Origin of the sequence: Komagataeibacter sp. FNDCF1 (assembly GCF_021295335.1) — a bacterium.
Taxonomy (GTDB): domain Bacteria; phylum Pseudomonadota; class Alphaproteobacteria; order Acetobacterales; family Acetobacteraceae; genus Komagataeibacter.
The window spans coordinates 1,836,939-1,858,232 of record NZ_JAIWOT010000001.1 but is presented as its reverse complement, the minus strand read 5'-3'; the positions used below and the strand labels follow the sequence as shown (position 1 = coordinate 1,858,232).

Here is a 21,294-nt window from a genome sequence, read left to right as displayed (position 1 = left end):
AAAGGCGACATTTAATAATTACGTCCCACAGAAGCATTCGCGACCGTTAGGGCATCGTCGGGCAGGGGACGTTGCAGTTGTAGCGCATCGTCCAAAGGCCCCTTCATCCACAGATCCAGTTCTTCCAAACGGGTCAGGATGACCGGCATGGCTTTCGGATGAATGGCGCCGACTTCCCGATTGGCGGTGGTGGTCAGGAAGCCGAACAGGTCATCCGTCGTCTCGCCATCCGCCAGTTTCCGTACCGACGTCCACTGACACCAGATTCCGGCAAAGAAAGCCAGCGGCTCTCCATCGCTGCGGGCAAACCAGACGGGCCTGCTGGTCCCATCCGGCAGGCGCTCCGGTTCGGAAAAAGCCGTGAGCGGCACCAGGCAGCGATGCGCCACACCTTCCCATCGTTTCCACCAGGTCGAGATGGGATTGCGGATATTGGTCACACCCCGATCAACCCTGTGCCCTTTCAGGTAGCCCGGCGGCGTGGGCATGCCCCAGCGCGCCATGACCAGTTCCCGCCCATCCGGCGTGTTCCGCACGATGGGCGCCAGGGTGTTGGGCCAGATCTCGGGCAGGGGCCGGAGATTGCCGGTGCGGTCGGTCATGACCCGGGCCGCCTCCCGGATCGCCTGCTGGCTGCTGGTCATCGCATAGAGGTTGCACATCACGCCGTCCTTTCGCGAGTCCGGATATGGGTGTCCTGCCAGACGGTACCCACCCTTCAGGACGAAGACGGCTGGACTGTTCCTGATAAACCCCTGCAATCCAGACAGTTTTCATCAAGCCACGATCGGCCGACAGGCCTGTACCCGCGTCCGGATCACAGTCGCTTTTCCAGGATGGGTTGACATTCGTCACCGTACCAGAACAAATAACGAACACAATCACTGATTCCATGCCAGAAACACCCGAATGGACTGTCCGACCCCATGCCCGCATCTCAACCACGTCCCGCGCTGGAGGCGCTGAGAGCACAGGTCAGCCGCCTCGAAGGCCAGGGCCGGCGCAGGCGGGGCGTGCTGCCCTTCGGGGTGCCCGAGATTGACGGTCGCCTGCCAGACGGCGGACTGGCGCTGGGCGCGCTGCATGAAGTGGCAGGCGGCGGCCATGACGCCCTGAATGCAGCGGCATCCGGCCTGTTTTCCGCCGGAATCGCAGCGCGGACAAGGGGCAAGGTACTGTGGATCGCCACCCGTCAGGACCTGTATGCCCCCGCACTGCAGCAGGTCGGCCTGTCGGCGCGACGGACCATCTATGTCGCAGCCAGTTCGGACGTCGATGTGCTGGCCTGTTTCGAGGAGGCATTGCGCCATCAGGGGCTGGGCGCAGTCGTCGCCGAGGTGGCCCGCCTGTCCATGACCGCGTCACGTCGCCTGCAGCTGGCGGCCGAGACATCCGGCGCACTGGGCATCGCCATACGGCGCTGGCGGCGGCAGACGGATGCGGCGGATTTCGGCCAGCCCACCGCTTCGGTCACCCGGTGGCGGGTATCCGTCCTCCCATCCGTGCCGCTGCCAGTGCCCGGCGTCGGCCGGTCCCGCTGGCTGCTGGAACTGATCCGTGCCCGCGCGGGCGAATGCGCCGATTTTGAAGTGGAGGCCTGTGATGCCAAAGGGAGACTGGCACCGTGTCGTCTCGCTCTACCTGCCGCTCTGGCCGACAGACCGGCTCAGGAAGCGGCTGGGAACCGACGCGCCCGCGCCTGACCGCCCGCTGGCGCTCGTCGGACGGGAAGGGCGGCGACGGGTCGTGCTATCGGTCGATCTCGCCGCCCGCAGGCTGGGCCTGCGTCCCGGCATGCCTGTTGCGAAAGCGCAGGCGCTCCATCCCGATCTGCTCATCATGGATGCCGACCCGGACGGTGACCGGGCAGGGCTGGAGCGGCTAGCGCTGTGGTTCCAGCACCGCATCGCTCCCATCGTGGCCCCCGATCCACCCGACGGCATCGTGCTGGATACGACCGGTGCCGATCACCTGCATGGGGGCGAGGCCGTCATGCTGGAGAACATGGTCACCCGCCTGAAGAAGTCCGGAATGACGGCCCGGGCCGCGATTGCCGATACATGGGGTGCCGCCCATGCGCTGGCGCGCTATGGCCGGGGACGTATCACCCTCGTGCCGCCCGGTGAGACGGCGGCAGCGATTGTCGACCTGCCCATCGAGGCCCTGCGCCTGCCAGAGGATATCATTGATGGCCTCCATGGGCTGGGCGTGTCACGCATCGGCCCGCTGGCCGGTATGCCGCGCGCACCGCTGGCCCTGCGCTTCGGCCTGGATGTCGCCCGCAGGCTGGACCAGGCTTTCGGGCGGCAGGCGGAAGCCATTGTCCCGGTCCGGCTGCAGGCGCCGGTGCAGGTCAGCCGGAACTTTGCCGAACCGATCAGCGCAGCCGAGACCATTGCCCGCTACATCACCAAACTCGTGCCGCCCCTGTGCGCCGGGTTGGAGGAACGCGAGCAGGGCGTGCGCCGCCTCGACCTGCTGCTGCACCGGGTGGACAGCCGAACCGAGGCCCTGCGCGTGGCCACGGCCCTGCCGGTGCGGGATGTCAGACGCCTGACCCGTCTGCTCTGTGACAGGATCGAGACCATCGATCCGGGCTTCGGGATCGAGCGCATGGTGCTGACCGCGTCGCTGGCCGAGCCGATCCTGCACCGCCAGGGTGTCTCCGCCCTGATCGAGGAAGAAGAGGCCGACGTCTCCGACCTGATCGATACCCTGGCCAACCGCGTCGGCACGCAGGCCCTGTATCGCTTCGCCCCGGTGGAAAGCGATGTGCCAGAGCGGGCCGTCTGCCGCGTGCCCGCACTCGCACCCGAGGACGGAAAGGAGTGGCCGGATCACTGGCCGCGCCCCACGCGCCTGCTGCCCCGTCCCGAGCCGATCCAGACCATGGCGATGTTGCCCGACCATCCGCCGGTCTTCTTCATCTGGCGCGGCATCCGCCGCCGGATCAGATGCGCCGATGGCCCTGAGCGCGTGTTTGGCGAATGGTGGAAAGGGGATGCCGAACTGACCACCGTGCGGGACTATTTCCGGGTGGAAGATACCAGCGGCGAGACATTCTGGGTTTACCGGACCGGGGATGGCGAACATGGCGAGACCGGTTCGCAGGGCTGGTTCCTGCACGGTCTCTTTGAATGAGCGTGCAGTACGTCGAACTGCAGGTGACGAGTTATTTCTCGTTCCTGCGCGGCGCGTCCTCACCGATTGAACTGTTCGAGCAGGCGAAGACCCTTGGCATTGAAGCGCTGGGCATCTGCGACCGCAATTCCCTGGCGGGCATGGTGCAGGCCCATGTCGCTGCCAAAGAGACCGGCATCCGCCTGGTCGTGGGCTGCCGTCTGGACCTTGCCGATTTCGCGCCCGTGCTGGTCTATCCGACGGACCGAGCCGCCTATGGTTGCCTGTGCCGGCTGCTCACCCTTGGCAAGGCCCGGGCGGGGAAGGGGAAATGCCATCTGCTCTGGGAGGATCTGGTGGCATGGGGCGAAGGGCTCCTTGTGATCCTGCTCCCGGACACGGCGGATGATGCCTGCGCCCTGCATCTGCGCAAGCTGCAGGACGCCTTTGCCGACCGGGCCTATATGGCGCTGACCCTGCGGCGCCGGCCCAATGACCAGATGCGGCTGTATGAACTGGCGAACCTCGCCCGGCAGGCGCGTGTGCCAGCGGTCGTGACCAATGACGTGCTGTTCCACACCCATGACCGGCGCATCCTGCAGGATGTGGTGACCTGCATCCGCAACCACACCACCATCGACGAAGCCGGGTTCGCGCGTGAGCGCCATGCGGACCGCTACCTCAAGCCGCCTGCAGAAATGGCCCGGCTGTTCAGCCGCTATCCCGAAGCGATCGACCGGACCCATGAGATCGTGACCCGTTGTCGCTTCAGCCTTGATGACCTGGCCTACCAGTATCCCGACGAGGTCTCCATCCCCGGCCTGACGCCGCAGCAGGCGCTGGAATCCCTGACCTGGGAAGGGACGGCAACGGCCTATCCCGAAGGCATTCCGCCCGAGGTCAGAAAAACCCTCGACCATGAACTTGCCCTGATCGGGCGCATGGATTACGCGCCGTATTTCCTGACCGTCCACAGCATCGTCCGTTACGCCCGCTCGCAGGGCATCCTGTGCCAGGGGCGAGGATCGGCGGCCAATTCCGCTGTCTGCTACGTGCTGGGCATTACCGCCATCGATCCGGCACGGACGTCGCTGCTCTTCGAGCGGTTCGTCTCCGAAGAGCGCCGCGAGCCGCCCGATATCGACGTGGATTTCGAGCATGCGCGCCGGGAGCAGGTGATCCAGTGGATTTATGGTCATTATGGCCGCAACCACGCCGCCCTTACGGCCGTGGTCACGCGCTACCGTGCGAAGGGGGCGCTGCGCGATGTCGGCAAGGTCATGGGCCTGCCCGAAGACCTGATCCGCACCCTGTCCGGGCAGATCTGGGGCTGGGGGCGCAAGCTGGATGAGGACGCGCTGGATGAAACGGGGATCGACCTGTCCGACCGGCGGATCCGGCTGACGCTGGATCTGGCCCGGTGCCTGATCGGCGTGCCGCGCCACCTGTCGCAGCATCCCGGCGGGTTTGTCCTGACCCATGACCGGCTGGACGAACTGGTGCCGATCGAACCGGCGGCCATGGACGCTCGCCAGATCATCGAATGGGACAAGGACGATATCGACGTCCTGAAATTCATGAAGGTGGATGTGCTGGCCCTTGGCATGCTGACCTGCATGAAGAAGGGGCTGGACCTTCTGGCCGAACACAAGGGGCAGCATTACACGCTGCAGACCATCCCGGCCGAGGATCCGCGCACCTATGCCATGATCCGGAAGGCGGACACGATCGGGGTGTTCCAGATCGAGAGCCGCGCGCAGATGTCCATGCTGCCGCGGCTCAGGCCCCGGGTGTTCTATGATCTGGTGATCGAGGTGGCCATCGTCCGGCCCGGCCCCATCCAGATGGGGTGGACGGCCTCCATGCGACATCAATGTGCCATGATGAGGTCGGAAGACCATTCAGAGGAGACCGCCCGGATGAAAGTTACCATAATCGGCCTGGATATCGCCAAGTCTGTTTTTCAAGTGCATGGCACGGACGCAAGCGGAAAATGTCTGCTCAAGAAGAAACTCGGGCGGAGTGAAGTTATCTCATTCTTTGAAAAGCTGGAGCGCTGCCTGGTCGTACTCGAAGCCTGTAGCACGTCGCATCACTGGGCTCGTGTCATCCGTGACACCGGTCATGAGGTAAAACTCATTCCCCCTGAAATGGTCAAACCATTTGTCAAACGTGGCAAGAAAAACGATGCTGTTGATGCCGCCGCGATTTGTCTTGCCGCGATCCATCCCGACACGCGCTTCGTCCCGATTAAAAATCGGGAGCAGCAAAGCCTGTTATCGCTGCACTCAACTCGTACCCTTCTGGTCAAACAGCAAACGATGCTGGTGAATGCGTTGCGTGCACTTGCAGCGGAATTCGGTTTGATTGTTCCCCTTGGAAATGCCCGTCTCCCCGAACTTCTGGCGAAAATCGAAACCTCATCCAATCTGCCTGATGCCCTGAAACAGACAACCATGCTGCTCTTTGAACAGTATGGTCGACTGAACGAAAGCATAGAAAACCTGGAAGGAGGTATCCGGACACATGCCAAACAGGATGAAGATGCTCGCCGTCTTTTGACCATCCCGGGCATTGGTCCGGTAACCGCCTCCCTGATTGTCGCGTCTGTTACCGATATTGGGGCTTTCGATACGGCCCGGCACTTCGCAGCCTGGCTTGGTCTCGTACCGCGCCAGCATTCATCGGGCGGAAAAACCCGATTGGGCAGAATTACCAAAACGGGCAACCGGGAAATAAGAAAGATGCTCGTTCTGGGCGCAACATCCATGCTTTACCGCGCACAGAAATGGGATAGCGCTGCGGGAGTATGGCTTTGCAAGCTTCTGGAACGTCGCCCGGGCCGTCTGGCAACCGTGGCGTTAGCCAACAAGCTGGCCCGGATCATCTGGGTTTTGTTGTCGCGCAAAGAGATCTATCGTCCGGCCGGTCGCAGTGTCGCTATAGTCTGACATGTACCACCAGGATGATGGATACCGGAATAAGCTCCGGTAGATCCGGCAGTATGCACTGACCGCGTGATGGGAAAGACTGTAATCAGAAGCAGTTCAGGCAATACCGAATGTCCCCATGTGCCATTGAGCACGAGATCCAGATTGGTGCCTGACACGCAAGCGAACACCCATGATGGCCAGCGAAGGATTTCGCATAAACAGGCCGGACATAAGGGCGCATCTGACCGGATCTCCACATCATGACAGTATCAGTGCATTTCGCTGGAGCGAAAATACGCAGAAGAAAGATACGACAATGCAATCAATGTGACCTCTTGCATCGTAAAGGCCGTCCACATAAGGGCGACATGGTGCATCCCTATCTGCGCCGGCGGGCCGGGCAGGAAAAGGAAGTCTACCCGACGCCGGAACTCGAAAAGGTGCTCAGGAAGACGCTGGGCATTCCGCTATTCCAGGAACAGGTGATGCAGGTGGCCATGGTCTGCGCCGGGTTTTCGGCCTCCGAGGCCGACCAGCTGCGCCGCGCCATAGCCACCTTCAAGAACACCGGCACGGTCTCGCGCTTCCGCACGCGCCTGATCGAGGGCATGACGGCGCGCGGTTATCCCGAGACCTTTGCCGAGCGCATTTTCCAGCAACTGGAGGGGTTTGGCAGTTACGGCTTTCCCGAAAGCCATGCCGCCTCATTTGCCATCCTTGCCTATTCGTCATCCTGGATGAAATGCGCCAATCCGGATGTGTTTCTGGCAGCCCTCCTGAACAGCCAGCCCATGGGATTCTACGCCCCGGCCCAGCTTGTGCGCGATGCGCGCGAGCACGGGGTCGAGATCCGACCGATCTGCATCAACGCCTCGCGCTGGGACAGCACGCTTGAAGGCCCGGAGCGGGATGACGGGCTGTTTGCCGTCCGTCTGGGTATGAACCTGGTGAAAGGGCTGGCCAATGAGGATGCCGCCCGCATCGTGGCGGTGCGGGGCAACCGCCCCTTTGCCTCGGTCGACGATTTGTGGCGTAGGGCAGGGGTGAAGGGGGTGGCCCTGACCCATCTGGCCGAGGCGGACGCTTTCCGGCCGGGGCTGGGTCTGGCCCGGCGCGAGGCGCTGTGGGCGATCAAAGCACTACGTGACGAACCTCTGCCGCTGTTTGCCGCGGCCGCCGTCATGCGTGAGGCGGAAGAACCTGAGGTGCTGCTCCAGCCCATGCGGGACGGGGCTGAGGTCGCGCGCGACTACAACCGCACTGGCCTGACCCTGCGGGATCATCCCGTGGCTTTCCTGCGCGATGATCTTAGCGAACGCGGGATGGTGACGTGCCGGCAGGCCCTGGAGGCCCGGGACAGGAGCAGCCTGTCGGTGGCAGGATTGGTGCTGGTCCGTCAGCGGCCCGGTTCGGCCGAGGGCGTGGTGTTCATGACGCTGGAGGATGAGACGGCGGCGATCAACGTGATTATCTGGCCCGATATGTTCGAGCGCTTTCATCGTGTGGTCCTCTCAGGCCAGATGCTGGGGGTTGTCGGACGGTTGCAGAAGGAAGGGGAGGTGGTGCATCTGGTGGCGCGTGAGATTGTGGATCTCTCCCACCTGCTGGCCGATGTGGGGAATCGGTCGCTGCAGGCTCTCTCCAACCTTGATCAGGATAGGTCTGTCGAAAATATCCTTGTGAAGGCCCGGAATTTTCATTGAATGTTGTGTCAGGAGGATAATTCATCTTCGCGATGTTCGCTTACGCCTACACATTGGTCATGCGGAGTGCTGGACTGTGTTTCGCAAAGCGGACATCATTGCTTGAAAGTCTTATCTCCGGATCCAGCGGCAATATTCATTCTGCTTCGTTTCTTAGCTGGTCGCCTCGCCTATGATAGGCAGAGTCTTTAGATGGTTATCGATGACCTTGACTATATGACGGGACATCGGAAGATGCGCCTTCTCGGATGACCATCGATCCATGAAGAGACCGACAGTTTCACGTGCCGTGTCGAGGACCAGCTTTCTCGGCAGCGCGGCCTTGCCGGCGAGGTGAAGAAGTTCCTCTTTCGTGAATTGATCAAACCGTCGCGTACGACTGAAATTCAAGGCCGACTGATCGCCCGGAATGTAGGGAATCGTCGATACGAAGTCATAGGCAGGAGAGAGCTTGGCGGTCCGCTGGTCGGGGTAGATGAGTGACCAATTTTTCAGATGCATATCCCCGTTGCCGATGAGGGTATTGAAAGTCAGGCGACGGATGAACTCGGCAACATCGTTATGATCGGACTCAGCCGCGATCACCGACGCGATGCTGCGGTTGCTTGCTTTTTTGTACTTATCTTCGGAATAGACCCCATAGACCTGAGCAAAGTCCTCGATATGGATGGATGTGCCATCTTCGCGACGATCAAAGCGCTCGATGATAAAAGCCTTGTCTCCAAGCTGGTCGATGCCGTCCGGCAAGTTTTTGATACCGCTAATATCTACCAAGCCGATAGGTGGGACATTGATGCCAGCCATGCGAGCAAGCGTCATCATCGAGAATTCGTTTTCAGGGACGCCATGATACTCTCTTGAGGGAAGCTTGACGATCCAACCGCCCCCGATCCCACTTGCTGGAATGGTCAGGCCACCGGCAGCGTCGATGACGGCTGAAAATTTCAACTGAACCCCAGCAAGCGAAAACCGGAGCGCGTTTTCATGGGTGTTTGAGCCCTTAACCTCGACTTGATCATCGAGATCATCAAACAAAGGCCGTGCTTCATCTTCAGCGACCTCGACCGTCACAGCCCCGGGCAGGTCGCGGCCGAGGGCTTGGATCAGGAAGAACTCACGCGTCTCATTGACGCCCGCCTTTTCTGCCAGATAGCTGCGGAGACGACCTTCAGGAAGCAGGTTCGAGAAGAACGGCATGAGCTTCACCTTGATCGGCCTGAAGTCGTTCCGCAACTCTCCATACTGGTCTTTGAAGGACAAACCGAGCGTTTCTCTATCTGCGTTACCAATATAGGCGTCATTGAACGTAAAGATTGATCGTTCATCGCCAAGATGCGTGAGTGTCCCGATCGGTTTGCCATGGAGTTTGACGGTCAGGAAGGAAACATCAGGCATCATCGTCCTCCTCATCAAGAGAGTAGGCCGGACGTGATAGGGTATCTCCGCTATCGGGTAGCGGATCATGTGAAGCCTTGTTGCGGATCGTTCGCATTATTTTGAGGCTTTCATTGAGTGAGACCATCTCTTTTCCTGGACGACCGATCTGCTCAATTATGTGACGCAGTTTTTTCATTTCCTCGAGGTCGAGCATCGATACTCGGAACCGGTGCAAGTCGGAGATAGACTTCTGAAGTCGCTGAAGTCCTTCGAGGTCTGGCATGCTCATTTGGATGCCGCGCATTGTCTCACTGATTCGCTGCATCTCCTTTTGGATTGCAACGACGTCTTTGCGGTTGGAGCTGATCGCATCGCGGCTTAGGGAACGCACGACGGCCACAGCCTTGCGTGGAACAAGAGCAAGCTCCAGATCAAGGGCATGAGCGAGCGCGGCCAAGCTTGAGAGGCGTAGGTCGACAGCTCCTGCTTCGATCCGGGAAATCTGCGCTTGAGGCACCCCAGCCAACTCGCTCAACTCGCGTTGGCTTAACCCCTTGGTTTTGCGCGCCGCTTGCAATCGCTCTGCTATGCCTGTTATGTCGCAGCTCATATCAATGTTCTTTTCTGCATCAATTCACATATATGATGCAGTTTTATATATCAGAATTTTGGGTACCTTTCAAGATTGATATATATATATATATATATTTCGATATCAAATAATAATTTTATGTATATTTTGAGGTGGCCCCGTCCGTTCGGACAGTTTTGTGGGCTTATAAGCTATACCCGATTGATGTCATGCCGGCATTTGGGGGCGAACTGGAAATCGTCGCTCGATTCCCCGATCGTGCGGTGAAGATCCGCAATTTCTCCGAATTGAACGCGAAGCGGGGGCGTTTGAGACTTACGCCAGTCCCGCCGATTACCGCTATGACATACGTAAACGCCCGAACACGGGATTTGTGATGTTCCGACCGTGAGTGTTTCGATGCCTCATACCCTGTTTTTTTGCGGAAATGGGAAGTGGCGGCATGGTAAAAGATACGAAACGCAAACTCGGCGGTATCGTCCCGGCCAACGATAACGGGCCGGTCGATCCTGCCGCGAAAGCGCGGTGCGATGAACTGATGTTTGCCCTGGCGAGCGCAATGGGCCGCCAGATCGCCCGCGAAGAGTTCGCCCGTCGGAAATTGGGGCGGGCGGCCAACGACAATTGCCCTCTTCCCGGCCATCGCCCGGACGGGAAGGACAGGCCGGAAAGGGGAGAGTGAATGACCCGCGTAGCTCTTTATGCCCACCATTCGTCCGACAACCAGAGTGCGGCCTCCATCGAGGACCAGTTGCGCCTGCGCGATGAAATGGCCGTCCGTGAAGGCTGGCCCGTCGTGCAGACCTATCGGTGTTGATTTTCACTGAGAACTGATGGCGTGGACGGCTCCCTGTGGTCCTGAGAGGATGCTGAGGAGTTGAATGTCAGTGAAGGAAACCATCATGCGTTCCGTAATGCTGATCACATCAAACCGGCTGATCGTGAACATCATGAAGCAGGTCGACGAACTCCTTGATTACGCCAATGACGTTTCACAACCTGACAGACATTCTGCTGCCCCTATCGCTGTCTTTAATTATTCACCGATCAGCGACCAGAAACCCAGCTTGCGCTTATGCTGCGCTTTCAAGCGGGTCATAAAGGCTTCATGGGTTTCCATGCCGTTTGTCGCTGTCAGCATTTGTGCAAGCAGCCGACAGGAGGCGAGATCCTTCGCCGCATAGGAATAATAGCGGGAAAGCGCCTTATTCAGCACGGCCTCGACCAGCAGGCGGTAAAGAAGGGTCGCCTCATTGGGATACGATTCAGACAGACGATCCGCAGCCGGACGTAGTGTTCCGTAATCACGCCCGTCCAGTTCTGCCGTATGCTCCCGCACGAGACGGGCAGCAGCGTCGAGCGCTGGCCATTTAAGAAGAGTGGAAAGGGCTACGCCCCTGACCGGGAAATTACGGATGTGATTGAGTGCCTGTTCTTCAGCATCAATCGCGTCGTAATCGCTGAGATGGCGTTGATATGCTTGCCAGTGCGGCAGGCTAAGGCGTTCCTGAAAGATTTTCCATCGCAGGGACTGGGCTGTGTCGCGATCGCCCACGGTTTCGCACGCTTCGATCCGAAGATCGTCATTTTCCCAGCGGAACCGGGGCGTCTCCTCAGTCTCCCGGTCGAGCCATTCGAGCGCCTCACGGGCACGCTCCTTGTCCAGCAGGCGACGTGCAACATCGCCGATAGAAGAGGACTGACGTTCACTCAGGTTGACTGCTTCGATATAGGCATCGACGTCACCTATTGCATCGGCCAGATCCTTCAGATGACCGAGGGTCTGCATGCGCGCAAAGTCGGTACGATAGTCTCCCTTCTCATTTGAGGCGGGAAGGTCGTGCAGTCGTGCAAGCAGCGTGCTTCTGAGTATGGCCGCGCCCGGCTTCCCCAGTGCTTCACCGCACGAGACAAGCAGATGGTCACAGGTGCCATACCCGTCGTTATCGAGAAGTGTGAGCATATCCCTGACAGTGACAGCCGGATCCCGACCAGCCTGTCGTCCCCAGAGGGAGCCAAGATCGGAGGCCGCTTCGCGAAACACATCTGACAGGTAACCGGAACTGTCATCAGAGCGCTCATAGACGGAAGGAGCAAGTTCCACGAGAAGACGCATGGCGGAAATGGCCTGCCCGACATCCGTCGTTGCAACATCGTTGAGAATGGATTGCCGTAAGGCATCGAGCTCGGTCGTAAGGGGTTTGATCCGGTCCCAGGGCAGGAATCCACGGGAACGCTGGATCGTTCGCAGCCTCTTTTCGATCTCCTTGCCGAGTTTGTCTTTCGCATGAGTGGCTGTCAGCGCCATGCGCAGCTTCCGGGTGAGCACGGCATCCTGTTCCGACAGTTCGACCAGAAGGTCTGCAAGCCGATCCGCACCAAGGGCTTTCAGATTGTCTTTCGTGACGGTCGTGCCAACTTTCGCGGATGCGGCGGATTTGCGGGTGGCAGGTTTTGTAGAAGGAGTGCGGACCATGAATGCAGATTATGACAGCGACACAGGGGACGCAATCAAAAGCCGTTGTCAGGAAAAAGAGGAAAAAAGCTAGGGCCTGTTAGGGCTTGATCCAGTCTGCTGCGGCAGCGATGTGGATGACCGCGAGGAACGACGTTGCTGTTTTTTCGTATCTGGTTGCGACAGCACCCCACTCCTTGAGGCGAGCCCAGAGGTTCTCGACAAAATGTCGACACCGATAGGCCCATTCTGGGCAGGCGACCGACCCATCGCGTCGTTTCGCAGGAATGGCGGGCCGGGCTCCCATGTCCCATATCCGTTCACGAAAGGCGTTAGACGCGTAGCCCTTGTCCGCCACTACCCACAGGGGAATGGAGGGGAGGTTGTCGAGCATGGCTGGTGCCTGGGGCAGTTCATGAGCCTGTCCGGGGGCCAGCGCAAAACCGAAGGCTTTTCCATGTCCGTCAGCGATCACGCAGACTTTCGTGCCATAGCCGCCGCGAGAGCGGCCAAGTGCTTCACGATGGTCCCGTTCTTCGAAAGAGGCCCCTTTTTTGGGCTCCCGCCGCCTTGTGGTGAGCCCTGATGTTCGTACCATCCAGAAAAGTCATTCCGAACGCCACTCCCTGTTGTTCCTGAACCAGTTCGAGCAAGCGTTCCCATACGCCGAGTTTCGACCAGCGGATGAAAAGCTGCGCCGCCCGCCACCATGGACCCAGTTCAGCGGGGATGCTCCGCCATTTCGCGCCATTCTCATGGCGCCAGAAAATTGCTGCTATCGTACGCCGCAGATCATGGGGTGGCGTCTTGCCCCTTGGGCGAACCGCCTCAACCAGAGGTTCCCAGATCGCCCATGTCTCGTCCGTAAAGGCGCCTGTTCTGTCTCCTTCTTCCATCCCTACAATATGGGAAGAAATTCAAGATCTAACAGGCCCTAGCAGCCTGTCGGGTTGGGGTACCCTGTGAAGGGGTAAGGCTGTAGAGTGTCGCGATGAGCCGCTTCATCCCGTTTGACCGATCCCAGCCGTATCTTCTGCCGCCTGATCTGACGTCGTGGCTTCCGGCTGACGATATGGCGCATTTCATTGTCGCAGCTGTTGAGCGGGTTCCGATGAGTGCGTTCTGCGTGCCAGTGCGCACGGGAGGCAAGGCGCAGTATCATCCGCGCCTGATGCTGGCCCTTCTGATCTTCAGCTATGCGAACGGGTTGTTTTCCTCACGCCGGATCGAGCGGGCGACATATCGCGACATCGGGGTACGCTTCGTGGCGGCGAACCTGCATCCGGATCATGATACGATTGCGACCTTCCGCCGGACGAACCGGACAGCCATTGAAGCTGCATTTGCGCAGGTCCTGCTTCTGGCGCGCGAGACGGGTCTGCTGCGTCTGGGTGTCGTATCGATTGACGGCACGAAAATTGATGCCGACGCTTCGAAATACCGTTCCCTGCGCTACGACCGGATCAGGGCACTGCGCGAACAGCTGGCGGTGGATATCGCGAAACTGATGGACCAGGCGGAGCACGCAGATGCCACAGACAGAGATCCGCAGGCCCTGCCAGAAGAGCTTGCCCGACGGGAAACACTGAAAGCGAAGCTGGACGAAGCCTGCGCCCGGCTGGAAGCAGATGCGAAAGCGCAGGCCGAGGCGGCGCGACCGGCATACGAGAAGAAGAAAGCCGCTTATGATGCGAAAACAGGGCGTCGTGGCAGGGCGCCGAAACCGCCGGATGATGAACCGCCACCCGACCGGCAGATCAGTCTGACCGATCCCGACAGCCGCCTCATGCGGCGTTCGGACGCCCACGAGTTCCGGCAGGCTTACAATGCCCAGGCCGTGGTCTGCGCCGAAGGCAGTCAGCTGATCGTGACAACCGACGTTGTCGCCACGTCAGCGGACGCGCCATCCTTTGCCAGCACCGTGCTGTCGATGGAACACACGATCGGTCTCCCAAAGACAGTGCTCGCCGACACCGGTTACGCCAGCGGGCAGGCGGTCCGGGACCTGCGGAAAAAAGGCATCGATCCGCTGGTCGCCATCGGACGGCCCTGCGCCCGCAGGCCTTATGACTTCCGGCCACCTCCTGAAGACAGGGAACCGCGCCGGATCACCGAACCCTGGCGGCTTGCCATGAAGAAAAAACTGGAAACCACAAAAGCCGGAAATATTTACAGACTACGAAAACAGACCGTTGAACCGGTCTTTGGAATTATCAAAAGCATCATGGGCTTCAGAAGATTCAGTCTGCGTGGCCTTGCAAAAGTCACGACTGAATGGACCCTCGTCGCTCTCGCATACAACTGCAAAAGAATGGCACGGCTTCAGGCAGCATAAGCCGGGTCAGCCTCGGCGTTATCAGCCGCAAAATGCCCAACCCGACAGGCTGCTAGGGCCTGTTAGGGCTTGATCCAGTCTGCTGCGGCAGCGATGTGGATGACCGCGAGGAACGACGTTGCTGTTTTTTCATATCTGGTTGCGACAGCGCGCCACTCCTTGAGGCGAGCCCAGAGGTTCTCAACGAGATGCCGACACCGATAGGCCCATTTGGGGCAGGCGACCGGGCCATCGCGTCGTTTCGCGGGAATGGCTGGCCGTGCTCCCATGTCCCATATCCGTTCACGCATGGCGTTCGACGCGTAGCCCTTGTCCGCTACTACCCACAGGGGAGTGGCGGGAAGGCTGTCGAGCATGGCTGGTGCCAGAGGCAGTTCATGAGCCTGTCCAGGGGCCAGCGCAAAACCGAAGGCTTTTCCATGTCCATCAGCGATCACGCAGACTTTTGTGCCATAGCCGCCGCGAGAGCGGCCAAGTGCTTCACGATGGTCTCGCTCTTCGAAAGAGGCCCCTTTTTTTGGGCTCCCGCCGCTTTGTGGTGAGCCCTGATGTTTGTGCCATCCAGAAAAGTCATTCCGAATGCCACTCCCTGTTGTTCCTGAACCAGTGCGAGCAGCCGCTCCCATACGCCGAGCTTCGCCCAGCGGATGAAAAGCTGCGCAGCCCGCCACCACGGACCCAGTTCAGCGGGGATACTCCGCCATTTCGCGCCATTCTCATGACGCCAGAAAATCGCTGCTATCGTCCGCCGCAGATCATGTGGCGGCGTCTTGCCCCTCGGGCGAACCTCCTCAATCAGAGGTTCCCAGATCGCCCATGTCTCGTCCGTAAAGGTGCCTGTTCTGTCTCCTTCTTCCATCCCTACAATATGGGAAGAAATTCAAGATCTAACAGGCCCTAGAGCGGGCCCTCTATCGGATCGCACGTAAACATGCTGGTCAGCAGAGAGGTGGGTGGATATGCCGTGTCGAGGTGCTGCATGAAAAAACAGGTAGCGATGCGCAGCCTAAAGAATTTAATCGTATGCTGCGGAAGATCATCGAAGCAGACCAACTTCCTGATTACACTATGTCGTTGACTCAGACTGTTGAAGGTACACCGGCAGTGATGTTTCAGTTGCGAGGTATTGAGGCAGCGACTGAGCTGCATAGGAAGCTCGAAAAAGAAAGAGAGCGCGTAGAAGCAGATCGTCGGCGTGCTGAAGAGGTGGATGGGTTGATGGATCGTTTGTCACGAGGGCGGCCTCGTTAAACTATCGTGGTTTCACCCACCCAATGAGTTCTCTCTGTAGTCAAAATGAGAGTTACTACGACTCGAAACCACTCAAGCTATAGGGAATGCTGCGTTTTCCTGTGGATAAGTATGGTCAACTGTCGTGGTTTCACCCACCCAAACACGTGGTTTCACCCACCACCCATAACCGTAACAGACTGTTATCAATCGTTTTTTCATAGGTTTTTTAGTGCTTAACTCTCTTAACTATATATTTTAACAAAATTCTTAACAAAAAAGGCACCGCCTCTTGGGGGCTACGCCCCCGCCGGCTCGCGGCCTACGGCCGCCCCGATCGCGCTTCGCGCGATCTCCCACCCGGCATCCCCCTGCTCGCCCTTCCAGGGCTGCGCTAAACGGACATGCCTACGGCGCAAAATCATAATCTGACGATGCATTCCCGCATCGTCTCTCCACCAGCACCCTCCTCTCCCGCGTCGGCGCCTTCGGCGCCCTACGGGGCTCCCGCTCCGCGCTCGCCCAACGCCTGCAACACCAGAAGAACCGGGCAAGACCGTAATCTGCTCAAGACGCACCGGTATTCAGGCGATCATTCAGCAGCTCACGTGTTGCAGCATACCCGTCAGACGCCACAGGATGACCGTACAGGCGTTCCCGTGTGTGGTGGCTGGTTTGGTGGGCAGTAACGGGAATTGCGCTTTGTGCGGCCTCCCAGGGCGCTCTGCGGGCCTTGCCGGGGATTGATAGGCTGGCCATTTCCTGTTCGTCCGTCCAGATATCCTCCTCCTGACTTTCAGCGGGATGGTTCTGATTGAAAAACCCAAGCGTTAGGGATATGGTGCATTACGCCGACGCTTCTACGCATCAATGGATTTCGTGTCGTGATTTATACGGCAGATCATGTACCAATGCACGTTCACGTCATAAGCGCGGATGGAGAAGCGGTGATTGAAATTGGCAGGAAAGCCCGACTGATACGAGCAGGTGGCATGAAAGATAAGGTCATACAGGAAGCCCTTGTCATCGTGCAGGACCACGCTGAGATGTTGGCTGAAGCATGGGAGAAGATACATGGCGAATGACATGAACTATCAGGCCGCTCGTGAAGCAGACGCGCTTCATAGAGCGACAATTCCTCATGCGGTCTCCGCACGGTTTATCCGTGCTCGCCGCGCTCTTCACGTCACGCTCTCCAACGGTGTTGAGATGAGCGTGCCTGTGAGTCTGATACAAGATTTGCAGGACGCTTCCCTGAATGATCTGGCCGATATCGAGATCACTCCGCTGGGTAATGGCCTTCACTGGCCCCGTCTCGACGCCGATGTTCTGGTCGAAGGTCTGATCCACGGTATCTACGGTTCCCGAAGCTGGATGGCAGCACAGATGGGACGCGTGGGCGGATCGTCCGCCAGCCAGGAAAAGGCAGCGGCAGCACGCCGGAATGGTGCTAAAGGCGGTCGGCCAAGGAACGTCGCGTAAGAAAGACTGCTTACCACTATGAGCAGACAGGCCGGTGAGCATGGTGGTTGCTGAAACCGCAAAAAGTTATTACAATAATAATAACATAAAGGGGGGCTGTCATGGTCGAACTGAAAGTGCGAAAATTCGGAAACTCACTCGGGGTAGTACTGCCCAAGGAAGTGATCTCACGGCTGAACACCCAGGACGGCGCGCCCCTGTATCTGACCGAAGCACCAGACGGCGGATATCGGCTCGTGCCCTATGATCCCGACTTCGAAACAAAAATGGCGAAGGCTGAGGATATTATGCGGCGTTACCGTGATACGCTGCATGTTCTGGCCCAATGACAGACTTCGTCTGGATAGACGAACGGGATGCCCTGATCCTGCATGACCGGCTGTTAGCGGCGCATGGCGGCGCTTCCGGAGTGCGTGACGCAGGTCTTCTGAAATCTGCTCTTGCCCGGCCACAGCAGCATGCGGCCTATGCGGATCCGCTGGATCCAGTATTTCTTGCGGCCGTCTATACGGCGGGTATCGTAAAAAACCATCCCTTCATCGATGGAAACAAGCGTACGGGCTTTGTGCTCGGTGTGCTGTTTCTGGAACTGAACGGCTATCGTTTTACTGCAACTCAGGAAGATGCGGCGAATGCCGTCCTTGCACTGGCAGCAGGTCAGATGGACGAACTGGGCTATGCGGCGTTCCTGGCCGCCAATGTCGTATCCGACAGGGTATAACTGCGACCAGAAACACAATAATAACGAGGTTACTCGCAGGAATCGACGTTGGATGAACGGCTACAACGGGTATCGGTTCATCATGAAAACCTATACGGAAATGCTGGTTTTTCCTTGGTCCCGATCACAGCGCAAACCTGAAGCGTCTGGCCTTTTTTAGCTTTGCACTGTGATGAAAGAGATCCTAAGCAGGATGTCCTTTACCTTTCTGAGAGAGTGCTAAAGGGTCGAGACAAACCCCGTCTTTCTGGCGGGGTTTGTTCGTTGGTAGATCATTTTCTCAGAAAGAAATACTTAAACCAGTTCCCGCCCTATAGCAGGAGCGTCAATCCACTCTCGTTCGTCTAAAGGTTGAGGCTTGGAATAATCCGAGACGGCAAGAAGTTCATCCATTGTGTCGCTATGTGGATTTGATGGTTTACCAGACAGGGATTTTGCTTCTTTTTCCACGATAAGAACTCCAGAAAATAGAATGAGGGGCGATTTACGTACCTTCCCGCCAGATGCCTTCGGCGGGCTATGCCGCTTCCGCTTAGTATCGCAGCCACGCTGTCGCCAGAACTGTCGATATTCATCACTCTCCATTGTTTTCGCGTTTACGTGACGTATCACGGTATCGCCAGTCGGAATATTGTCATCAAATGCGCCATCAGATTTTCTGAAGAGAGAAGACTTAGTCCTTGATAGACTAGACTCATATGACTAAGTCTTGTTGTAGAAGATGAGGAGGCTTCTCTTATGCGCACAGTCAACATTCATGAAGCCAAGACCCATTTGTCCCGGTTGATCGATGCGGCCATGAAAGGGGAAAGCTTCATCATTGCCAAAGCCGGTCGGCCGATGGTGCGGGTCAGCCCGATTACGGCTCCTGAAGAACAACAGCAACGGCGTCTGGGTTTTTTGACGGGAAAAATCCGGGTGCCAGAGGATTTTGATCGCATGGGACAGGAGGACATCATTTCTCTGTTCGATGGCTCGGCATGAAGCTGCTTCTGGATACCCATCTGCTTCTCTGGGCCGCAGGAGAGCCTGACAAACTGTCAGAGCGTGCGAGAACCCTGATTGACGATCAGAATAATATTCTGGTTTTCAGTGCTGCCAGTTTATGGGAAGTCACCATCAAGGTGGGACTGGTACGTGCAGACTTCCAGGTTGATCCCTATCTGTTGCGGCGCGGCCTGATCGAAAATGGCTATGAGGAGTTACCGATCACCAGCCAGCATGCTCTGGCAGTAGGACAACTGCCAGATGTGCATCGGGATCCTTTTGATCGCATTCTTGTGGCTCAGGCGATGGTGGAAGGGCTGCTTCTGCTGACCCATGATCCTCTCGTGCAGGCTTATCCGGGTCCTATCGAAGCTGTTTGAACGATATTCGTACGCGCCGCGCCCCTTATACCAACCATTGTTTGGCCTGACTCACGGGGTACCCATCGGTTTAAAAATGTGATTCATAGGATGCAGACCATTCTCTGAAGGAGGCATTCTGGATGGGCAGCCCTCTATCCCTGCGTGACGATCATGATAGTTCGGAGTTGCGACGCCTTGCGCGCAGAAGCCGGCATGCGGGTCAGTCGCGTCGCCTGTTGGCGCTTGCGGCGATTTATGATGGCGCCTCGCGCGGCGAGGCGGCCCTGCTTGCGGGGACAGACCGTCAGAGTATCCGTGACTGGGTGCTGCGTTTCAATGCGGATGGCCCGGATGGCCTTGTGGATCGTCATGGCGGGGGACAGAAAGCCCGCCTGACACAGGAGATGCTGTCTGCCCTGAAAACCCGGCTCGAAGAAAGACCCATCCCTGCGGTGCATGGTGTTGTCCGCTGGCGACTGTGTGATCTCTGCGGGTGGCTGCATGAGACCTATGGCGTCAGCCTGTCGGAAACGCGTCTGGGTCAGATCATACGCCGCGAGGGGTTCCGCCTGCTGACAGCCCGGCCACGGCACTATCGCCAGGATACAGAAGCCCAGGACATTTTTAAAAAGAGTTCCCCGGTGTCATGGCGGCGATCAGGTCCAGACATCCCGGAAAAGATATCGAAATCTGGTGGTCTGACGAGGCGCGGATCGGCCAGAAAACGAAGCTGACCCGACGGTGGGCGAAACGGGGCACCCGGCCCCGGGCCGTTGCTGACCTGCGCACCAGATCCGCGTGGATTTTCGGGGCCATCTGTCCTGAAAAGGGAGCGGCCGCAGGCCTCGTGCTCCCTGTCTGCAACCTGCACGGCATGCAGCTCCATCTCGCGGAGATTTCACGCACGGTCGCGCAGGGCGCTCACGCCGTCCTCATTGTGGATCAGGCCGCATGGCATACCAGTCAGAAGCTGGATGTTCCCTACAATATCACCATTCTCCCGCTGCCTCCCCGGGCTCCTGAACTGAACCCGGTGGAAAATCTCTGGCAGTTCCTGCGCAATACATGGCTCTCAAACAGGATCTTCAGAACCTATGACGATATCGTTGATATCGCCTGCCATGCCTGGAACCAGCTCGTCAATCAACCATGGCGCATCATGTCAATCGGACTGCGCAATTGGGCTCATGGGTTATAGCAATCAACGGTTGGTATTATGTGTTGAGATGAAGTTCAGATTATCCGGTTTTTAGGGAGCGCTTCTTGCCTTCCCACACTGGCAATCCGGCATATTCAACCGATCCCTGTGCCATACGGATATCCTGCCTATCTGAATTCGCGCGTGTCAGTAGTAGGATTTCCAGCACTATATACCCATCAGCTCGTCTGGGATGCCACCATCCTCCTCAGAGCTGGTTGTTTCCGGCATTGTGGGTTTGCCAGAAACCTTACGGTCAAGGTCATTCAGCAGATCAGTCACCACCCTCATATTTTGACCGAGATACACCAGCTGATCGTTCATGTTGACCAGTTTGCGGTCACTTTTGGACTGTCTCAAAACAGCGTCCCGAATATAGCCAGACACGTTGCCATCAAGAGCAACCTCCTGGAGCCACTCTGCTTCGTCTTCGGTAAATCTCACCGTGTATTTACGCTCGCGCATAACGGCTCCAGTTCAATGTACATCATTTTGTCGGACATATAGTTACAGAAAACAGCCAAAAAATCAATTAAATGTCGGACGCGCGTCCGACACATAAAATGTATAGGCTGCACAAAGTATTTTGTTTTCAATGAGTTACGCAGTTCGGAGAACTGCGTTATGTGTATAGCCAGATTAAGGAGCAAAATCCGTCAGAACAGAGCAGAAAAAAGACCTTTCCCACACCCATTTATGCAGAAAACAGCGTCCTCTCTTAGCGAGCGTGAGCGAGTAAACCCGCAAAAAGCGAAAACCACCAAAAAACAACCAGAAAAACACCAAAAAATCACCACAT

The 21,294-nt window shown here is 57.9% G+C and carries 21 protein-coding genes and 2 pseudogenes; 15 read left to right on the top strand and 8 right to left on the bottom strand.

What is annotated here, in order from left to right:
• Window positions 1-11 precede the first annotated feature (11 nt).
• Entirely contained in the window at window positions 12-662 is a 651-nt protein-coding gene (locus tag LDL32_RS08785; protein ID WP_010517848.1) for an SOS response-associated peptidase, read from the bottom strand.
• A gap of 264 nt (window positions 663-926) precedes the next feature.
• On the opposite strand from LDL32_RS08785, the gene LDL32_RS08780 reads away from it, so the two are divergent.
• From LDL32_RS08780 to LDL32_RS08765, 4 genes and pseudogenes are all read left to right on the top strand, one after another.
• Window positions 927-1,703: an ImuA family protein gene (locus LDL32_RS08780; RefSeq protein WP_159264396.1), complete on the top strand. Its 777-nt coding sequence runs from the start codon at window positions 927-929 to the stop codon at window positions 1,701-1,703.
• Complete coding sequence (locus tag LDL32_RS08775) at window positions 1,603-3,141, top strand: DNA polymerase Y family protein (protein ID WP_255673798.1); 1,539 nt, start codon at window positions 1,603-1,605, stop codon at window positions 3,139-3,141. The genes LDL32_RS08780 and LDL32_RS08775 overlap by 101 nt, the downstream gene beginning before the upstream one ends.
• Window positions 3,138-6,071, top strand: coding sequence for an IS110 family transposase (locus LDL32_RS08770; RefSeq protein ID WP_233066064.1), 2,934 nt, complete (start codon window positions 3,138-3,140; stop codon window positions 6,069-6,071). Before LDL32_RS08775 ends, LDL32_RS08770 begins: the two co-directional genes overlap by 4 nt.
• 335 nt (window positions 6,072-6,406) lie before the next feature.
• Window positions 6,407-7,756: pseudogene (locus LDL32_RS08765) on the top strand (OB-fold nucleic acid binding domain-containing protein); the annotation flags it as partial.
• A gap of 153 nt (window positions 7,757-7,909) precedes the next feature.
• On the opposite strand, the gene LDL32_RS08760 reads toward LDL32_RS08765, so the two are convergent.
• Both LDL32_RS08760 and LDL32_RS08755 read right to left on the bottom strand, forming a co-directional pair.
• On the bottom strand, window positions 7,910-9,154 hold the full coding sequence (locus LDL32_RS08760) for a type II toxin-antitoxin system HipA family toxin (protein WP_370636672.1): 1,245 nt from the start codon (window positions 9,152-9,154) through the stop codon (window positions 7,910-7,912).
• The gene (locus tag LDL32_RS08755) at window positions 9,144-9,743 is read right to left on the bottom strand and encodes a helix-turn-helix domain-containing protein (protein WP_233066060.1); all 600 of its coding nucleotides are present in this window, start codon (window positions 9,741-9,743) and stop codon (window positions 9,144-9,146) included. Before LDL32_RS08755 ends, LDL32_RS08760 begins: the two co-directional genes overlap by 11 nt.
• A 424-nt stretch (window positions 9,744-10,167) precedes the next feature.
• Between LDL32_RS08755 and LDL32_RS08750 the strand changes: the two genes are divergently transcribed.
• Together LDL32_RS08750 and LDL32_RS08745 are read left to right on the top strand one after the other, a co-directional pair.
• Window positions 10,168-10,407 carry a hypothetical protein gene (locus LDL32_RS08750; protein ID WP_034933542.1) on the top strand — a complete coding sequence of 80 codons (240 nt, stop codon included), beginning with the start codon at window positions 10,168-10,170 and terminating at the stop codon, window positions 10,405-10,407.
• A pseudogene (locus LDL32_RS08745) lies at window positions 10,408-10,536 on the top strand (resolvase); the annotation flags it as partial.
• A 225-nt stretch (window positions 10,537-10,761) separates the two neighbouring features.
• On the opposite strand, the gene LDL32_RS08740 reads toward LDL32_RS08745, so the two are convergent.
• The gene (locus LDL32_RS08740; protein WP_233066058.1) at window positions 10,762-12,201 is read right to left on the bottom strand and encodes a DUF6880 family protein; all 1,440 of its coding nucleotides are present in this window, start codon (window positions 12,199-12,201) and stop codon (window positions 10,762-10,764) included.
• Between the two features lie 79 nt (window positions 12,202-12,280).
• Window positions 12,281-13,076 (bottom strand): IS5 family transposase gene (locus LDL32_RS08735; protein ID WP_200906134.1). Its coding sequence is split into 2 segments (ribosomal slippage): window positions 12,281-12,737 and window positions 12,736-13,076, totalling 798 coding nucleotides; the frame shifts between segments, so codons are not numbered across the junction.
• A 95-nt stretch (window positions 13,077-13,171) separates the two neighbouring features.
• On the opposite strand from LDL32_RS08735, the gene LDL32_RS08730 reads away from it, so the two are divergent.
• Window positions 13,172-14,515 carry an IS1182 family transposase gene (locus tag LDL32_RS08730; protein WP_233063728.1) on the top strand — a complete coding sequence of 448 codons (1,344 nt, stop codon included), beginning with the start codon at window positions 13,172-13,174 and terminating at the stop codon, window positions 14,513-14,515.
• Window positions 14,516-14,577: 62 nt separating this feature from the next.
• Here LDL32_RS08730 and LDL32_RS08725 read toward each other — a convergent pair.
• A protein-coding gene (locus tag LDL32_RS08725; RefSeq protein ID WP_082779839.1) for an IS5 family transposase occupies window positions 14,578-15,374 on the bottom strand; the annotation gives its coding sequence in 2 pieces (ribosomal slippage) (window positions 14,578-15,035 and window positions 15,035-15,374; 798 coding nt in all).
• 59 nt (window positions 15,375-15,433) lie between these two features.
• On the opposite strand from LDL32_RS08725, the gene LDL32_RS08720 reads away from it, so the two are divergent.
• The 5 genes from LDL32_RS08720 to LDL32_RS08700 all read left to right on the top strand — a co-directional run bounded on the left by LDL32_RS08720 (window position 15,434) and on the right by LDL32_RS08700 (window position 17,948).
• The gene (locus LDL32_RS08720; protein WP_200906135.1) at window positions 15,434-15,766 is read left to right on the top strand and encodes a replication initiator protein A; all 333 of its coding nucleotides are present in this window, start codon (window positions 15,434-15,436) and stop codon (window positions 15,764-15,766) included.
• Window positions 15,767-16,629: 863 nt separating this feature from the next.
• Window positions 16,630-16,830 carry a DUF4160 domain-containing protein gene (locus tag LDL32_RS08715; protein ID WP_039792506.1) on the top strand — a complete coding sequence of 67 codons (201 nt, stop codon included), beginning with the start codon at window positions 16,630-16,632 and terminating at the stop codon, window positions 16,828-16,830.
• Window positions 16,820-17,227, top strand: a complete 408-nt coding sequence (locus LDL32_RS08710; protein WP_026019903.1) for a DUF2442 domain-containing protein — start codon at window positions 16,820-16,822, stop codon at window positions 17,225-17,227. Before LDL32_RS08715 ends, LDL32_RS08710 begins: the two co-directional genes overlap by 11 nt.
• A 101-nt stretch (window positions 17,228-17,328) precedes the next feature.
• The gene (locus tag LDL32_RS08705; RefSeq protein ID WP_026019902.1) at window positions 17,329-17,556 is read left to right on the top strand and encodes an AbrB/MazE/SpoVT family DNA-binding domain-containing protein; all 228 of its coding nucleotides are present in this window, start codon (window positions 17,329-17,331) and stop codon (window positions 17,554-17,556) included.
• Window positions 17,553-17,948 carry a type II toxin-antitoxin system death-on-curing family toxin gene (locus LDL32_RS08700; RefSeq protein WP_019092507.1) on the top strand — a complete coding sequence of 132 codons (396 nt, stop codon included), beginning with the start codon at window positions 17,553-17,555 and terminating at the stop codon, window positions 17,946-17,948. Before LDL32_RS08705 ends, LDL32_RS08700 begins: the two co-directional genes overlap by 4 nt.
• Before the next feature lie 294 nt (window positions 17,949-18,242).
• Here the strand turns inward: LDL32_RS08700 and LDL32_RS08695 are convergent, their stop codons facing one another.
• Complete coding sequence (locus LDL32_RS08695; RefSeq protein ID WP_202898839.1) at window positions 18,243-18,398, bottom strand: hypothetical protein; 156 nt, start codon at window positions 18,396-18,398, stop codon at window positions 18,243-18,245.
• A 288-nt stretch (window positions 18,399-18,686) separates the two neighbouring features.
• Between LDL32_RS08695 and LDL32_RS08690 the strand changes: the two genes are divergently transcribed.
• The 3 genes from LDL32_RS08690 (at window position 18,687) to LDL32_RS08680 (ending at window position 20,495) form a co-directional block, all read left to right on the top strand.
• On the top strand, window positions 18,687-18,932 hold the full coding sequence (locus tag LDL32_RS08690) for a type II toxin-antitoxin system Phd/YefM family antitoxin (RefSeq protein ID WP_019092505.1): 246 nt from the start codon (window positions 18,687-18,689) through the stop codon (window positions 18,930-18,932).
• A complete protein-coding gene (locus LDL32_RS08685; protein WP_019092504.1) occupies window positions 18,929-19,315 on the top strand; it encodes a type II toxin-antitoxin system VapC family toxin in 387 nt (128 codons plus the stop codon). The genes LDL32_RS08690 and LDL32_RS08685 overlap by 4 nt, the downstream gene beginning before the upstream one ends.
• A 122-nt stretch (window positions 19,316-19,437) precedes the next feature.
• Window positions 19,438-20,495 (top strand): IS630 family transposase gene (locus tag LDL32_RS08680; protein WP_198133929.1). Its coding sequence is split into 2 segments (ribosomal slippage): window positions 19,438-19,930 and window positions 19,930-20,495, totalling 1,059 coding nucleotides; the frame shifts between segments, so codons are not numbered across the junction.
• 168 nt (window positions 20,496-20,663) lie between these two features.
• On the opposite strand, the gene LDL32_RS08675 is transcribed toward LDL32_RS08680, so the two are convergent.
• Window positions 20,664-20,960: a hypothetical protein gene (locus LDL32_RS08675; protein ID WP_233066056.1), complete on the bottom strand. Its 297-nt coding sequence runs from the start codon at window positions 20,958-20,960 to the stop codon at window positions 20,664-20,666.
• Window positions 20,961-21,294 lie beyond the last annotated feature (334 nt).